This is a genomic window from Deltaproteobacteria bacterium, assembly GCA_028818775.1.
Lineage (GTDB): Bacteria > Desulfobacterota > Binatia > UBA9968 > JAJDTQ01 > JAJDTQ01.
On record JAPPNE010000051.1, the window covers coordinates 1 to 15397 of the forward strand.

The 15397-nt window shown below is 67.1% G+C and carries 14 protein-coding genes and 1 pseudogene; 8 read left to right on the forward strand and 7 right to left on the reverse strand.

Annotated features, from left to right (window positions below):
- Window positions 1–111 precede the first annotated feature (111 nt).
- Together OXU42_05680 and OXU42_05685 are read right to left on the reverse strand one after the other, a co-directional pair.
- Window positions 112–3672, reverse strand: coding sequence for an AAA family ATPase (locus tag OXU42_05680; GenBank protein MDE0028882.1), 3561 nt, complete (start codon window positions 3670–3672; stop codon window positions 112–114).
- The gene (locus tag OXU42_05685) at window positions 3669–5009 is read right to left on the reverse strand and encodes a DNA repair exonuclease (GenBank protein ID MDE0028883.1); all 1341 of its coding nucleotides are present in this window, start codon (window positions 5007–5009) and stop codon (window positions 3669–3671) included. The genes OXU42_05680 and OXU42_05685 overlap by 4 nt, the downstream gene beginning before the upstream one ends.
- Before the next feature lie 221 nt (window positions 5010–5230).
- Between OXU42_05685 and OXU42_05690 the strand changes: the two genes are divergently transcribed.
- From OXU42_05690 to OXU42_05705, 4 genes are all read left to right on the forward strand, one after another.
- Window positions 5231–6565, forward strand: coding sequence for a Rieske 2Fe-2S domain-containing protein (locus OXU42_05690; protein ID MDE0028884.1), 1335 nt, complete (start codon window positions 5231–5233; stop codon window positions 6563–6565).
- 161 nt (window positions 6566–6726) lie between these two features.
- A complete protein-coding gene (locus OXU42_05695) occupies window positions 6727–7233 on the forward strand; it encodes an aromatic-ring-hydroxylating dioxygenase subunit beta (GenBank protein MDE0028885.1) in 507 nt (168 codons plus the stop codon).
- An 8-nt stretch (window positions 7234–7241) separates the two neighbouring features.
- Window positions 7242–8279, forward strand: a complete 1038-nt coding sequence (locus OXU42_05700; protein MDE0028886.1) for an alcohol dehydrogenase catalytic domain-containing protein — start codon at window positions 7242–7244, stop codon at window positions 8277–8279.
- Window positions 8280–8373: 94 nt separating this feature from the next.
- Window positions 8374–9414, forward strand: a complete 1041-nt coding sequence (locus OXU42_05705; protein MDE0028887.1) for a permease — start codon at window positions 8374–8376, stop codon at window positions 9412–9414.
- Window positions 9415–9441: 27 nt separating this feature from the next.
- On the opposite strand, the pseudogene OXU42_05710 reads toward OXU42_05705, so the two are convergent.
- Together OXU42_05710 and OXU42_05715 are read right to left on the reverse strand one after the other, a co-directional pair.
- Window positions 9442–9561 (reverse strand): annotated as a pseudogene (locus OXU42_05710) (nucleotidyl transferase AbiEii/AbiGii toxin family protein).
- 35 nt (window positions 9562–9596) lie between these two features.
- A complete protein-coding gene (locus OXU42_05715) occupies window positions 9597–10106 on the reverse strand; it encodes a hypothetical protein (protein ID MDE0028888.1) in 510 nt (169 codons plus the stop codon).
- Window positions 10107–10543: 437 nt separating this feature from the next.
- Between OXU42_05715 and OXU42_05720 the strand changes: the two genes are divergently transcribed.
- Window positions 10544–11284, forward strand: a complete 741-nt coding sequence (locus OXU42_05720; GenBank protein MDE0028889.1) for a rhodanese-like domain-containing protein — start codon at window positions 10544–10546, stop codon at window positions 11282–11284.
- A gap of 67 nt (window positions 11285–11351) precedes the next feature.
- Here the strand turns inward: OXU42_05720 and OXU42_05725 are convergent, their stop codons facing one another.
- The 3 genes from OXU42_05725 to OXU42_05735 form a co-directional block, all read right to left on the reverse strand.
- Window positions 11352–12473 (reverse strand): LLM class flavin-dependent oxidoreductase, encoded by a 1122-nt coding sequence (locus OXU42_05725; GenBank protein ID MDE0028890.1) that lies wholly within the window; start codon window positions 12471–12473, stop codon window positions 11352–11354.
- Window positions 12474–12540: 67 nt separating this feature from the next.
- Window positions 12541–13335, reverse strand: a complete 795-nt coding sequence (locus OXU42_05730; protein ID MDE0028891.1) for an alpha/beta hydrolase — start codon at window positions 13333–13335, stop codon at window positions 12541–12543.
- Window positions 13332–14213 (reverse strand): alpha/beta fold hydrolase, encoded by an 882-nt coding sequence (locus OXU42_05735; protein ID MDE0028892.1) that lies wholly within the window; start codon window positions 14211–14213, stop codon window positions 13332–13334. The genes OXU42_05730 and OXU42_05735 overlap by 4 nt, the downstream gene beginning before the upstream one ends.
- Window positions 14214–14343: 130 nt before the next feature.
- Here OXU42_05735 and OXU42_05740 point away from each other — a divergent pair, with 130 nt between their 5' ends.
- The 3 genes from OXU42_05740 to OXU42_05750 all read left to right on the forward strand — a co-directional run.
- Window positions 14344–14571: an antitoxin MazE family protein gene (locus tag OXU42_05740; GenBank protein MDE0028893.1), complete on the forward strand. Its 228-nt coding sequence runs from the start codon at window positions 14344–14346 to the stop codon at window positions 14569–14571.
- The gene (locus OXU42_05745) at window positions 14568–14897 is read left to right on the forward strand and encodes a type II toxin-antitoxin system PemK/MazF family toxin (GenBank protein MDE0028894.1); all 330 of its coding nucleotides are present in this window, start codon (window positions 14568–14570) and stop codon (window positions 14895–14897) included. Before OXU42_05740 ends, OXU42_05745 begins: the two co-directional genes overlap by 4 nt.
- Before the next feature lie 103 nt (window positions 14898–15000).
- The coding region (locus tag OXU42_05750; protein ID MDE0028895.1) for a 3-hydroxy-5-phosphonooxypentane-2,4-dione thiolase LsrF at window positions 15001–15397 on the forward strand (397 nt) is incomplete at its 3' end.

Sequence of the window (15397 nt, forward strand, 5' to 3'; positions counted from 1 at the left end):
CAACGAAAAATCCTCCGCATATTATGCTGCGAATTAACCAGACACCACACTAGCAACGTCGCGTTCGTCACACTTGTGCAAGCAGACTGGTACGGCCTCGCCACGGCGACGTCATCGTGATCCGGGTTCGGACGAGTTCCGCGCCCAGCCCCACCAGCGCTTGAGGCAGTCGTTGGCGAGGCGGTCGGGCAGTCGGGCGGCGACGGGGGTGGTGCAGGCGCGCAGCACCAGTTCGGACTCGGTGAGGACGGGGCGTTCGTCGAGGTAGCCGGTGTCGGCCAGGTAGCGCCGCAGCCGTTCGACGCTCGTCTGGCGGAAACCGCGCAACCGCGGGTCCCGGGTTTCGTGGAGGGCGGCGAGGAGCCTCACGGGATCGCCGTCCAGCTCCCGCGCGATGTCCACCACGTCCTCCAGGTAGCGGTCGGTCAGGACGCCGCTCTCTTCCAGCGCGCCACGGTCGACGGGCCGGTTCCTTCCCTGCGTCCACAACTCGTAAAAGACCTCTAGCAGCTCCAGCCGCGCGGTGATCTCCGCGGGAGTGATGGAACGGGACCCCAGACTCTCGGCGAGGGGCGTGCCGCGAACCGTCCGCCACTGTCCCGCCCGCTCGACGCCGTTCGACAGGAAATCGTGCAGCAGGTCCAAGTCGTCCCACAGCACATAGTAGAAATGTTGATCCGTGCAGCCGAGCTCCGGACGGAACTCCGGCACGGCGAGCGCCGCGCCGTACTCCTCGAGGGAAAGCTGCTCGGGCGCCGGAACCGCCGGTCCCGGATCGACGCGGAGCGCATCCGCTCCGCTCACGCTCGCGGTCTGCGTTCGTATCCGGCCCAGGTCGATGGCCGAGGCAATGCAACAATCCTCCTTGCCGAGGGCGTCCCGGATGCGGTCGACGTCCAGAGGGTCGCTGGTGAGATAGAAGATCTGGCGATCCTGTTCCCTGGCCACGCGCCCGAGACCGCGCACGATGGCCTCGAACCGCTGAGGGTCGCTCTGGTCCAGCGCTTCATCGAGAAACAGCGGCAGGACCTTTCCCTGCTCCACCTCCCCGGCGTACGCGATGCGCGCCGCCAACAGCAATTGGGCGCGCGTGCCGTCCGACAGCTCATCCAGTTCCCGCGCTTCCCCGCTGCGCGCTTCGCGCGCGAACAGCCGGGGAGTCTCGCCGCCCTTGTCCAGCTCCAGTTGGAAATGATGGTGAGTGAATTCGGAGAAGTGGTTGCGGGCGCGTTCGAAGACGCGCGGCAACCGGTTGTGCTCGTACTCCGCTTCGACCGCGTGGATGAAGAATCGCCCCGCCTTCGCGAACAGCGCCCGGTCGCGGAGGTCCCGCAACCCGGCGCGGGCGGCTTCACGGGCGGCGAGGAGTTCGCGCATCCCGTTGCCGCGCCTGGCCGCGTTCATCTCGAAGGTGATCTCGGCGATCTCGGTCCGCAACTCGCTCGCGCTCGACTCCTGTTCCGATAGTTCCTCCTTGATCTCATCAAGGGTCGGCTCGTCGCAATCGGCCAGGGCGGATTCCCCGGCCTTGTCGAGCTCCGCGCGGTCGAGGCCGATCTGGCCCTCAAGGCGAGTCCTCTCCCCCACCAGGTCGTGATAACGCTGCAACGAGCCGAGAAGCGTCAGGAGGCCGTCGAAATCACCTTCGTTCAAGGAAGCCTCGGAGTAGATTCGCCGGATGACGGCGAGGGCCGCTTCCAGGTTGGCGGCATTCTCGTCGAGTTGAACGGCCACGTTGCGTTCCTCGGAGATGGCGTTCTCCAAACGCGTGTTGCGGTCCGCAAGGTCGTGGATACGCGCCCCGGCCGTGGCGGCGTCTCCGGGCGCCGGCTCCCCATACTGCTCCAGGACCGCAGCCAGTTCCGCCAGGAGGCCCGCGTGCTGTCGTTCAAGGCCTTCCACCTTGCCAGCCGCGGCTTCGTCCCGGGCACGGGCCTGGCGGAGCTGGTCCAGGGCGCGGGCAAAGTCCACGAGCTCCGCGTCGTGTGGAAGCGCATCCATGCCCAGCCTGCCCCGCAGTTCCTCCCGGCGGGCCGCGAGGTCGGCCTCCTGTCCGGACAAACCCTCCAGCTCGGTTTCGAGGGCCTGCCGTTCCACGTCGCGGTCACGCGCCCGCTGCAACCAGGACTCGGTCGCCGCAGCCTGGCGTTCCAGTTGACGCGCGAGCGCCGCCACGGACGAAAGCTCCCACTTGTCGGGGCCGTCGACGGCCGATCTTTCGAATGCCTCCCGCGCGGCCTTTCTGGCGGCCTTGGAGCGCGCCTGATCGCCCATCAGGAGCACGGACAATGCCGCTCCGACGCCGAGCCCCAGAAGCAGTGCGGCAAGGGAAACGGACCCGGAGGGCAGGCCCGGGCCGAGATCGCCGAGGAGGGAGCCGATGAAGTCGGCGCCGGGATCGGCCAGGGCGACCAGTCCGACGCCGGCCAGCACCAGCGCGAGAGCAAGCAGAAACCAGGGCCAACGGTCGCGAACCCGGCGGACAAGACCGTCCGGTTCGGGCACGCGCAGCCACGAATGCAGGGCCTCCATTGCGTCCCGGTACGTCGCGAGTCGTTGCTCGGCGCCTTCCGGTACATCGATACGCTCGATGAGACGCAGCCGTTCCCGAATGGCGGCCGCGCGGGTGCCGTGGGCCTGGCTGGAACGCAGGAAGTCGAACAGCTCCCGGTGTTCGGACAGCGTGAACGATGCCTTGTCGACGTCCGCGCCGCCGATGGCCGACAAGGCCGAAACAAGCTCTTTCCGGGTGGCCCCGCGTTCGCCGCGCGCCGCATCGAGATCCTGTTCGACACGGCGCAACTCTTCCGCCTTCCGGCGCCACACCGTCAGCTCGGCCCGTTCGATGGGACCGTCGAGCGCGGTCTCCCGCCGGGTCTCGCGCGCCCGGTGCAAGCCCTGTTCCAGGGAACGCACCCGCTCGGTGAGCGTGTCCGCCTGGTCCTGGTACCGCCGGACCTCGTCGGCCTCCTTGCCGGTGAACCTGGCCAGCGGCTCGGGCAAGGCCGCGATCTGCTCCATGACGCGGGCCAGTTCCTTTCGGCGGCGCGTGAGCCCGACGGCGCGCTCCACGAAAGCGCGCCGTCGGGCGGCGGCTTCCGATTCCGCGAGGAGGCTCTTCAACCTTCCGAGCTGATCCGCGCGCCGCTGGAGGCCGGCCTGCCGTACCAACGCCTTCTCCACCTCTTCCGAGGCCCTGTTGAAGCTGTCGCGTTGGCGCCGGCCGCGGTTCGCGGCGGGGAAGAGGTCGGCGGCAATCTCGTCCAGGTCGAATCCGCCGGACATCTGGCGCCGTATCTCCAACGCGATGTCGGCGGCGCCGTCCCGGGACGGTTCGATCAGGTCCCGCAGGCGCAGAAAGAAGCAACGCTCATGGTGCGACGAGGGAAGACCCGGAGAAACGCTGCCCGTGCCGTTGCGCTGCCAAGCAACGCGCGTTCCGTCGCGGTGTCCCCACCACGATTCACCGTCCCACTCGAACTCTCCGGTTACCGACGTGAGCGGAGAAGGATGGCGGTCTTCCCAGTACAGCCCTTCCACGGCACGACAGATGCTCGACTTGCCGATTCCGTTGGGTCCGAATACGACGTGGAAGCCCGCCCCGGCCGCTTCGATCTCGAAGGGCTGGCTGATGCCCCGAAGCCGATTGATGGCCAGCCGCTTCAGTTTCACGTCGAACCGCCTTGCCCGCGGCCGGCGATCATGGCGTTGAGAACCGCCCTTCCCGCCCGCAGGAGCACCTCGCGCAGGGCATCGTCCGACAGGGGGTCCGCGGCATGGCGGTGTTCCTGAACGGGCTGCCAGACCAACTCGCGAGCGGTTCCGTCCATCTCCGCGCGCGCCTCCGCGAGGAGCTTCCTCGACCCGTCATCGTCGCGCCCGAGCATCAGGAGCCGCTGCGCCACCAGGGCGGCGGGATCGTCTCCCGAAGCAATGGCCTCCAGGTCCAACGGCGGCGCCATGGCGTCGACGACTTCGCAGAGAAACACGCCGGTGCCGTCGACCACCCGGCCCATGGAGTGCCACGCTTCGCCCTCGATCCAGCGCCGCAGTCCGTCGTAACAGCCGGCCGTCCCGGTGAGGTGCACACGCAAACCAATGGCCCGAGGGAGGAAGCCCACTTCCCCGAGCCGGCGCACGAGGCTCTCGGCCTCGCTCATCAAACGGTCGTGCACGTCGTCGACATGCTCGAGCCCGTCCACCGGCACCGTCACGCGCTCCCATCGCAGGGGCGCCAGGGGAATCTGCCTGCAAGCGATGTCGCCCTCGCGGGACACCTCGAGGAGCCACGGGCCGTGAGGACCCGTCTCCGACAAGTCGAGGCCCACGAGCGAACCGAGGTAACCGCACGGGCGGGTCCCGGTGGCGGACAGTCCCTCGATCGAGGGCTTGTGGATGTGCCCCAGAAGCCAGGCGCCGTAGCCGGTATCGTCCAGCTCCGACTGCCGGACGGGTGCGTAGTATCCGCCGGACGCGTCCAGGTCCGCGTGCAGCAGACCGATCCTGGGAACCGGCGGCGAGGGCGGCGCCGGCGGCTGTTTCAGAAGTTCCGCCACCGGGCTATGGCGCACGCGCGCTTCACCGAAGGACCAGCCCACCACCTGAACAACGGGGGATCGGTCCTTCGGTATCGTCCGCGCCTCCCAGCGGCCGCCGGCGCCGAGCAAGGCGAAACCGTCGATCAAGGCCGCGAGGCGCGGCAAGGCCTCGACGTCGTGGTTGCCGGCAACGGCGATGACCTCGATCCCGGCGTCGACCAGCCGCCGAACGCTTTCCTCCAGCGGCGCCATGGCCTCGAATCTCGCGTTGGTGCTCTCCACGACGTCGCCGGCGAAGAGCACGGCGTCGACGCGCTCCTCCACCGCCCAATCCACGCAACGCGCAAGCGCGGACTCGGGCGTCAACTCACGCGGCTCGACGCCGCGATCCGCCATCCCCTCGGGCACTCCCGAACAGGCGGCGCCCAGGTGCACGTCACCGATCGCGAGAATGGAAACGCGTTCCGTCATTCAATCAATTCCAGCCTGGTCGATTCGCCAAAGCACGTTTCGCGGCGCATCCGTCCTTGATCCATCCAACAAACTTCCTGTATTTTCGGGGAGAAGCGTGTCGCTGGGCCGTGACGGGCACCCTTCGAGGCAGTTTACTGCAATTCGCGGACTTGTGCACCGAGACGGCACCCACGCGGCGTAGCAAGGCGATGATGCGGCATGAACGGACAAGCGATGGCATGAACCGTGGCACGGAAAACGGCAGGTTCCGCCACTTGGTGGATGACCGGGTCGACGAGGGAGTCTATCGCGTCGACCGGGCGGTCTATACCGACGAGGCGGTCTTCGAGGCGGAGATCGAGCGCATCTTCGAGGGCGGCTGGGTCTTCCTCTGCCACGAGAGCCAGGTGGAGAAGCCGGGCGACTATTGGGCGACGGAAATCGGCCGCCAGCCGGTCTACGTCATGCGCCAGACGGACGGATCGCTGGGCTGCTACATCAATTCCTGCTCCCACCGGGGCGCGGTGCTGACCCCGCTCAAGCAGGGAAACGTGAATGTGCTCACCTGCCGTTTCCACGGCTGGGTGTACGACCGCGGCGGCCGCTGCATCAGCATCAAGAACGAGGAGTTGGGCTACGCCGCCGAGGAACGGTCGGGCGGACGCTTCGACCTCCGCCGGATCGGCGCCCTCGACTCCTACAAGGGGTTCGTGTTCGGGAGCCTGAGGAGCGACGTGCCCGCGCTCCCGGACCACCTGGCGGCCGCGGCGCGCTGGATCGACCTCCTGGCCGACCAGGCGCGAGACGGGCTGGAGGTCGTGCCGGGCTCTTCCACCTACGTGGTCCACGGCAACTGGAAGCTCCAGTCCGAGAACAGCGTCGACGGCTACCACGTGACCACCCTCCACAGCGTGTTCGCCGCCACCACGGCCCAGCGCGAAGCCCGGGACGCCACCGCCGGGATGGGACGGACCGAGTCCGGGCGCATCCGGGGCAAGGTTCCCAGCGGCACCTACGACCTCGGCAACGGCCACATGGGGCTGTGGGCGCAACACATCACTCCGCACGTCCGCCCGATCTACGAGGCGCGGGCGTGGCTCGAAGAGAAACTCAAGCCGGCGGAGGCCGACTGGATCCTCAACCGCGGCCGCAACCTCCACGTGTTTCCCAACGTCATGCTGATGGACAACCCGTCGACGCAGATCCGTCTGGTGAAACCCATCTCCCCCGCCTTGACCGAGGTCTCGGTCTACTGCGTCGCGCCCAGGGGAGAGAGCCCGGCGGCGCGGGCGGCGCGCCTGAGGAAGTTCGAGGACTTCTACCTGACAGCCGGGATGGCGACGTCGGACGACGCCGCCGCGCTCGAAGCCGTCCAGGACGGCTCTACGGGACCGCCGAGCCAGTGGAACGACATGACCCGCGGCCTGGACGCCCTGGTCGCCGGCCCCGACCAAGGCGCCCGTGACCTGGGCTTCGAGCCGGTGGCGTCGTGCCCCGACTGGGAACACGAGGGAATGTTCCTCGGTTTCTACCGCGCATGGCTGGACCGGCTGGAGAACGGGACCGGGCGCTAGTGTCCTGTCCGGTTGATTCGCATGATAATATGCGGAGGATTTTTCGTCGTCGGCAAGGCGCGATGACGAGCAGTGGCGGGCACCACGCGAGGAAGAGCAACGCAGCCGACGGCGAAAAAGACCCGCAGATTATCGTGCGAATTAACCGGACAGGACACTAGATGAGCACGGACGGCATCGACGCCGGGCTGGAGCGCGAGGTCGCGGCGCTGATCAACCGCGAAGCCATGCTGCTGGACCGGCGCCGCTGGAACGAGTGGCTCGACCTCTACGCCGAGGATGCCGTGTACTGGGCTCCGGCCTGGGCCAGCGAGGAAGAGACCACCTCCGATCCCGAGACCCAGCTCAACCTGCTCTATCTCAAGGACCGCGGCCGGCTGGAAGACCGCGTGTTCCGCATCGAGTCGCGCCAGTCCTGGGCCTCGCTTCCACTCGACCGCACGGTGCACGTCATCGGCAACGTGCTGGTGGAGCGCGCGGAGGAGGACGAGGTCGAGGCCACCGCCAACTGCATCGTGCACGTCTACGGCAAGAAAGGGGCACAGACCCGCGGCAGCCGCTACGACTTCGCGTTCAAGCGGATCGACGGCGCGCTCAAGATCGCGCGCAAGAAGATCACCTTCATCGACGACCGGCTCGAAGGGCCGGTGGACATCTACCACCTGTAGAGAACCCCTTGCTGAGCCTTCAGAAGATCGCTCCCGAGGTGGGCGGTATCGCGGTCCGCGAGATGGCGCCGCGCGATCCCGGTCCCGGCGAGATATTGATCCGGGTCGGCGCCGCCGGAGTCTGCGGCACCGACATGCAGATCTACAACTGGGCGCCGCGCATGGCGCGCCGGATGGTGCTGCCGCGGGTCCTGGGCCACGAAGTCTCGGGCACGGTCGAAGCCGCCGGGCTTGGGGTCGAGGGGCTCGCGGCCGGCGACCGGGTGAGCCTCGAAAGCCACATATTCTGCGGGAGTTGCCGCTCCTGCCGGCTCGGACGCGCCCATCTTTGCGAGAACACCCGCTACCCCGGCATCGACATCGACGGCGCCTTCGCCGAGTACGTGACGGTGCCTGCTTCTATTGCATGGGTGAACCCGCCCGGCCTTCCGCACGAGACCGCGGCCATGCTGGAGCCCTTCGGCATCGCCGTCCACGCCTGTCTCGCGGGCACCGGCGTTTCGGGGCTGTCCGTGCTGGTGAACGGTTGCGGACCCATCGGACTCATGGCGGTGGCGGCGGCGCGCGCCTTGGGCGCCGCCAGGGTCATCGCCTGCGACATCAACCCGCTTCGTCTCCGCGCCGCCGAGACCATGGGCGCCGACCGCGCGGTGGATGCCGGCAAGGAAGAGCTGGCGAACGTGGTGGGCGACATGACCGGCGGAGCGGGCGTCGACGTGGGGATGGAGCTGTCGGGCAGCGAAGCCGGATTCAACGCCGTCTTCGCCTCCCTCGCCAAGGGCGGCGACTTCCGGCTGGTGGGCGCGCCGCCGTCGGCCATCCCTGTCGACTTCACCTACTGGCTGCTCAAATGCCCCGTGCTGCACAACATCCACGGCCGCCTGATCTGGCAGACCTGGCAGCGCGCCACCGAGTTGCTGGCGGCGGGCGCCGTCGATCTTGCGCCGGTGCGCAGCCATGTGCTGCCCCTCTCCGAGGCACCGCGCGGATTCGAGCTCATCCGGGACGGGGAAGCGTTGAAACCCGTGCTCGTACCTGACTCCTAGGCTCCTGTCCGGTACACTTGTGAAGGTGTCGCGGAGCGGCTGCGGAGAACAACCAACACGATCTCCGCGGGATACCCGGAGATTGACGCTTGCCATGACGGAGCTGGTTCTGAACGGATTCAACGGGTTGCGCGCGGGGTTCCGGGGCGTGGCGTCGGTCTGGGGTCTCATGCTCGCAGTTCCGCTCGCGGTGGCGACGCTCGACATCGCCAGGCTGACGGACATCCTGCGGATCGCAGCGACGGCGTTCGCGGGAACGGTGCCCTACATCGCCGCGGCCGTCCTGCTCATCGCGTACCTCAAGGCGACGGGAGCCACGGCCCTCGTGGCGCGCGCCTTCGAGGGACGCGAGACGCGCATGATCGTTCTGGCGGCACTTGTCGGCGGTCTCGCCCCCTTTTGCTCCTGCGAGGTCATCCCCTTCATCGCCGGCCTGCTGGCGGTGGGCGCGCCCCTCTCCGCCATCATGGCCTTCTGGCTGTCCTCCCCCGTCATCGACCCTCCCGCCGCGCTCATTACCGCCGCCGCCTTGGGCTGGGACTTCGCGCTGGGGAAGGCGGCCGCGGCCGTCGCCATCGGGCTCTTCGGCGGCTTCGGTGTACGTTTCCTCGTCCGACGCCATGCGTTCGCCGCCCCTCTGCGGGCGGACGCGGCCGGCGGTTGCGGCGCCTGCGGCGCCACCCTCGAGACGGGCGCGATTCTCTGGCAATTCTGGCGCGAGCCGTTGCGGGCGGGCACTTTCCGTTCCGAAGCGCTGGAGAACACGCGCTTCCTGGTCAAGTGGCTGGTGTTTGCCTACCTGATCCAGGCCCTGCTCGTCACCTACGTGCCGGCCGCGTTGATCGCGGGCCTCGTCGGCGGTACGGGTGCCGGCCCGATCGTGATGGGCGCCTTGGTGGGCGCGCCCGCCTACCTCAACGGCTACGCCGCGCCCGCCCTCGTCGCCGGCCTCATGGAGCAAGGCATGAGCGTCGGCGCGGCCATGGCCTTCATGGTGGCCGGCGCGGTGAGCAGCGTCCCCGCCATGGTGGCGGTGTGGTCGCTGGTAAGATGGCAGGTGTTCGCCGCCTATGTGGGATTCGGCGTGGTGGGCGCGATTGTGAGCGGTGTGGTGTTCGGGGCGTTTGTGGGGTGAACGTTACGTCGCTACGGCGTATCCAGTTCAGCGCCGATTGGCCCTTGCCTCAAGATCCGCGCAGCGCTCGATGAGCGCGTCGAACGGTTCGGCATCGCCCAACAGCATGCCGTCGGAAACCATCCTGTCGTAGTCCTCGGCGAGCGCGGATGCGGAGAATAACGCCCCTTATCTCCGCAAGATTAGCGGAGATAAGTTAAGTTTGCGGGCTCGAAATCATCGAGACCAATCCTGGAGTTGACGCGTTGTGCGCCGGGGGCGGCGGCGAACCATGCCTCAGCGGCGCGAAATCCGTCTTTCAGTTTCCCCGGGACAGCGTCCAGATAAGGTGGCATCTCGGACGCTCTGTACAACCCGCCCAGAGAGGGAGGCGGCATCCTCCTCTTTTGCAAGGCCTGCCGCGTGACCTTAAGCCGCGCGGCGACATCCGCCAAGCTGACCAGATCCGGCTTGACCTCCCGAAGCCTCGTCCCCTGGGGAAGGCCCTTCAAGACCTGCTTCACCGTCTCGGAAATCACCGCCTCCGGATCCTCCCCCGCACGCGTAAACCCCAATCCGATGAGCCCCGACGCACCAAGGCCAACGACCGCGTCATCGCACCCCACCTCGTAGAGGGCATCGAGAATGGCTCCCTCGTCCGCCCCCTCGGGCAGCGCTAACACCAGATCGAACTCGAACGCCTTCTCAGTCATGGTCGCTGTCTCCCTTCACCACGCAGCCGTCCGCCTTTCTGAGCAATTCGCGTGCATGAGCACGTGGGCTGCGCGGTGTACTCCAGATCGACATCCGACAGAACACGCCAGAACGACAGGCATCTCCCGCATTCGCGGGACAGAGCACGTAACCCCAAGCATGTGCGCTGTGTCCCTTCGCTTCCTTAACGGTCCATCCCGTAGCTTCCAGCGCCTTGAGCGCGGCCTCGACCTCCTTGCTCGGATGCCTTTTTCTTTCCACAGATATTCCTTTTCAATGTAAGTTGTCAAACGACAACGCAAACCACGAGCGTCCCCACCATTGCGAACAGTTTCTTCGGCTCATCCGGCCGAATCTTGAGAGAAGGCGATCCCGCGGGCGGGCGAGTGGCGCAGGCCTCGCGCGCCATCTCCTTCGTGGCAAGCTGGCTGCCGCCGTGCTGGCCACGGTTCGCCGGGCCTCCTGGCTGCTAGGGCATATTCCCGGCGCCCTCCATGCCCGGCACCGCGCCTACACGGGCCGGGCCGGCATGGCGGTGAGCCGTGAGCGCTTCCAGGAATTCGCGCGCGGGCTCGGGATCGACAGCGACTCCACGGTCGTCGTCTATGACGAAGCCTACGCCGCCGCGCGCCTTTGGTGGCTCTTCCGTCTCTACGGGAAATCCGATGTCCGGGTCCTCGACGGCGGCCTGACTGCCTGGAAAGAGGCAGGATACGACTTTGATCGCGGTCGCGGACGCTCGACCCCAAGGACCGGGGATTTCGTCGCGGCTCCCGCCGTGGCGGGCTGGACGGCCGACATGGCCGAAGTCCACCAATCCCGCTCGGACGGGGGAACTCACGTCTGGGACGCTCGCGATGTGAAGGAATGGGACGGGTCGGTGCGGATCGGCGGCCTGCCGCCCGGGCGCATCGGCTGGGCTCGCTTCATCGGTTGGCGGGCATTCCGCAAGGTGGACGAAGGCCGGCCGTCGGAGTTCCGGACCGCCGCCGAGATCGACGCGCTGCTACAGCGTGCCAGCTTCGAACCTGGGCACGATCACATCTTCTATTGCCACTCCGGCGTCCGCGCCGCTACGCCGTTCTTCGCGCTCTACCTGATGGGCTTCCCGGTTGAGGGATTGCACCTATACGATAGCTCTTGGATGGAGTGGAGCCAGCGATCGGCGGCAGACTAGGCCGTTTTCCGTAATTGCGCGGGCTGTTTGTGGCGCTCGATACTATTTCGGGACGGCTTTCGGCAAGTCAATTCCACGTCTTCAACTCCGGATAAACCTCCGTCGCAAACAGCTCCATGCTCCGCTTGGTTTCCTCATGCGTCATGAAGCCCGCCTGGTTCATCATGAGCAGGTGCCCCACGCCGCAGCGGTCGTGGAGGTACTTGACCTTCTCGATGACCTTCTTGGGGGTGCCGGCGATGATGACGCCCTGGTTGATGAGGTCTTCGTAGGTGCGGTTGTAGCGGGCGTTGCCCTTGGGGTCGAAGAAGCGGGTGAGGCCCTGGGGGGGCACGAATCCGGGCGGGGCGAAGAAGCCCACGGGGCGGCGCTTGTTGAGGTACCAGAGGAGTTTGCGGCCGCCCTCCTCGGCCTTCTGGTCGGTCTCGCCGGTGAAGGTCAGGGCGCAGTAGGCAAACCTATCGGAGCCGGGCTCGGGGTAGTTCATCTCCTCGCAGCGCTTGCGGTAGGCGCCGAAGAGGGCTTCGGTCTGTTCGTAGGAGGTCAGCACGGTGGCCAGGGTGTAGTGGTGGTCCGCCACCCAGGGGACTGCCGCCGGCTGGCTGCCGGTGATCCAGATGGGGGGATGGGGCTGCTGGTAGGGCCGCGGCCACGGGTTGACGTAGCGGTAGTGGTAGTGCTTGCCCTCCCAGTTGAACACGTCCTGGGTCTTCCACGCCTTGATGATGAGGTCGTGGGCCTCCTGCATCCGTTCCCGGGTGTCGGCGGGGTTGGTGTTGGCGGGATGGATCTCGGTTCCGACGCCGCGGACGAAGCCGGCGATGAGGCGGCCGCCGGAGATGACGTCCAGCATGGCGGCGTCCTCGGCCACCTGGATGGGGCTCCGGTGCGCCAGCGGGAAGCCCAGCACCAGGATCCTGGCTCGCTTGGTGCGCCGCACCAGGGTGCCGGCGGTGATGGAGACGTTGGCCGCCATGCAGGTGGCGGTAGCGTGGTGCTCGTTGAGCATGATCTCCAGGCCCAACTCGTCGGCGTACTCGTATTCGTCGAGGTAGCGGTTGTAGAGATCGTGGGCGATCTTGGGGTCGCAGTAGCGGCTGGGCAGGGTCACGCGCATGGCCCCGTAGGTTTCCTCCGCGTCGTCCGGCAGGAAGGGATAGGGCATCTCGGTGAAATGGTAGGCCAGCATTGTCCTGGTCCTCCTCTACGGGATACGGCGTCCTGAGCGTAGCGCAGCGAAGTCGAAGGACGCCAACTTACTCACTCTCCAGGAACTTCGTCACCGCCCAGGCCAGGGCCTTGGGCTGCTCCCACTGCGGGTAGTGGCCGGCGTTGGGTATGGCCGTGAAGCCCGCGCCGGGAATGGCCTGCTGGAGCGCGCGGCCGTAGTCCGGGGTCACCACCCGGTCGCTCTCGCCCCAGAACAGGTGGGCGGGGACCCGTACCCGGGCCAGCCGCCGCAAGAGCTTGGGGTTGTACATGAAGGGACGCCAGGCGAACTTCAGCACCGACTGGCGGTTGCGCAACAGCGTCAGCAGCTCTTCGCCTTCCACGCCTTCCATGCCCGGCCACCGGAGCGCCTTGGCGGCCGCCGGGTCGTGCCATGCCAACTCGGCGATTTCCTGGACCGTGTAGACATAGACGTCCTGCACGTCGCGCACGGTGGGAGTTGAAACCTTGATGCCCACCGAATCGATCAACGCCAGGCGCCGGATCTGCTGGTGCGCGCGCACCGCCATCTCGGCCGCCACCCAGCCGCCGAAGCCATGGCCGATGACGTTCACCGGACCCGCGTCAAGACCCTCGAGCAGGTCGAGCCCCAGGAAGGCCAGGTCTTCCATGGTATCGGCCCAGCCGGGCAGTTCCGACCGGTTCACCCCGGGCAGGGACGGCGCCACGGCCTGGAAACGCCCGGCCAGCGCGTCGTCGAACGGCGGCACCGGCGTTTCGAGCTGGTCGCCGTAAAGGATCACCACCGGAGCGCCTTCCCCGCGCCGGCGCACGCCCAGCTTGACGCCATCGACCTCCATGGTCTCGGAAACCCACGTCATGAACCCTGCGCCTCCCCCGCGTGCCCCTGTGCATCGCCCGCGTGCCGCTTGATGAAATCGATGGCCAAGGCGTTGAACTCCTCGGGGTGCTCCGCGTGGGAACAGTGTCGCGAGTTTTCGAACACCTTGACTTCGGATCCGGGTATCTCGGCCTGGAGGTCGGTGGCGTAGGTGGGGAACCGCAGCGGGTCCTGGGCGCCGGCTACAATCAGCACCGGGCAGCGGATCTTGCCGTAGTCGGGCCGCACGGGACGGAAGCCGCGAGGCTGTCCCGAGGGCGCCAGGCGCGCGGCCGCGCACGCCTCCCACACCCCCGGCTCCAGGCTCGCCTGCCAGCGCTCCTCCACCACGTCGTCGGCCCACCAGCGCTCATCGTAGAAGCACACGCGCAGGATGTCGCGCATCTGCTCGCGCTCGCCGGTGTAACCGGTGAGTATCTTGCGTTCGTCGTTGTCGGGCGCCTTGCCGCCACCGCTCACGGCAATGACCGAGGCCACGTCGAAGCGCGGGTCCGTTGCCATCTGCAGGCAGAAGCCGCCGCCGAAGGAGTTGCCGATGAGGTGCACCGGGCCGAGGCACATGGTGCGAAGGAACCCGTCGACGTGCTTGAGCCGGAAACCCACGGCATCGCTGAAGTTGTACACCAGGTCGGTGCGGCCGAAACCGGCCAGGTCCGGCGCGTAGACGTGGAAGTGCTCGCCGAGCTGCGCGATGTTGTAACGCCAACTGAACTCGGCCCGGCCGCCGAACTCACCGCTGTGGATCAGCACGACGGTGGCGCCGCGGCCCACGCCGGCTTCGAGGTAATGGGTGCGGATTTGGCCCACCTGAACGTAGTGGCTGCTTACGCCTGGCGGGAGGTTGGGAAGGGTGCTCACGGACCCCTGCGTAACCGAAAGGCCCATACCTGTCAACTTGACAGCGGCGGTACAGACCCGACGCCCCTTGGCGTCTTGCGTCTCGGGATCAAGAGGCGTAGGTTACATGTAACCATGGGAGGAATCGCTCGTGAGAAGCACTTCCAAGACTCCTGAGACGGTGGACGACAAGGTTCGTCGGCATCGCAGCCGATTGCGCGAGCAGGGCCTCCGGCCCTTGCAGGTATGGGTGCCCGATACCCGTGTGCCGGGCTTCCCGGAGGAGGCGCGGAAACAGTCCTTGGCGGTGGCCGGTAGCGAATACGCCGAGGCCGATCAGGCCTTCATCGACGCCGTCAGCGAGATGGACTCTCGGTGAAACGGGGCGAACTGTGGGTCGTGGCGGGAGGGGGCGACTATACCGGCAAGCCCAGGCCCGTCGTAATCCTTCAGAACGACCATTTCGAACACCTGAGTTCCGTGACCGTGTGTGCGTTGACCAGCGATCCGACCGATGCACCGCTGTTTCGGACGGATCTCATGCCCGGCCCCGAGAACGGCTTGCGCGAGGTCTGTCGTGTCATGGTCGACAAGATCACGACCGTCCGCCGGGAACGCCTGAGCCGACGCATTGGTTCTCTCTCCGCCACGGACATGCGACGAATAGACCGCGCCATCCTGCTGTTCCTCGGCATTGCCGGATAGGCATCCGCGACGGCCCGGACTCGCGGCCGGCCGCGGTATGTGATAGGTCGTTTCTCAGTTCGGACAGCATCCAGACCAGAAAGCTTGAACGCAGGGGGATCACATGCACTGGGGTATGGAAAACAGAATGGCGCGCATCATCCAGCCGTCGGACGGGCGTTGCGTGATGTTGGCCGTGGACCACGGCTATTTTCTCGGTCCGACGAGCGGACTGGAGCAGCCGCGGGAGACCATCGAGCCGCTGCTGCCCCACGCGGACGCCATCATGCTCACCCGCGGCGTGCTGCGGACCGCGGTGGACGCCAACATGCAGGCGCCGGTGGTGCTGCGGGTGTCCGGCGGCACCAGCATCCTGAAGGAACTGTCCAACGAGGACATCACCGTGTCCATCGAGGACGCCATCCGGCTCAACGTCTCGGCCATGGCGCTGTCGATCTTCGTGGGCTCGGAGTTCGAGAAGGAGACCCTGGTGAGCCTGGCCAAGCTGGTGGACGAGGGCG

Bases quoted from the DNA above. Each gene is read 5' to 3' on its own strand.
- OXU42_05685 (MDE0028883.1), bottom strand. From the start codon at position 5,009: ATGACGGAACGCGTTTCCATTCTCGCGATCGGTGACGTGCACCTGGGC.
- OXU42_05715 (MDE0028888.1), bottom strand. From the start codon at position 10,106: ATGACTGAGAAGGCGTTCGAGTTCGATCTGGTGTTAGCGCTGCCCGAG.
- OXU42_05725 (MDE0028890.1), bottom strand. From the start codon at position 12,473: ATGCTGGCCTACCATTTCACCGAGATGCCCTATCCCTTCCTGCCGGAC.
- OXU42_05730 (MDE0028891.1), bottom strand. From the start codon at position 13,335: ATGACGTGGGTTTCCGAGACCATGGAGGTCGATGGCGTCAAGCTGGGC.
- OXU42_05705 (MDE0028887.1), top strand. From the start codon at position 8,374: ATGACGGAGCTGGTTCTGAACGGATTCAACGGGTTGCGCGCGGGGTTC.
- OXU42_05695 (MDE0028885.1), top strand. From the start codon at position 6,727: ATGAGCACGGACGGCATCGACGCCGGGCTGGAGCGCGAGGTCGCGGCG.
- OXU42_05690 (MDE0028884.1), top strand. From the start codon at position 5,231: ATGAACCGTGGCACGGAAAACGGCAGGTTCCGCCACTTGGTGGATGAC.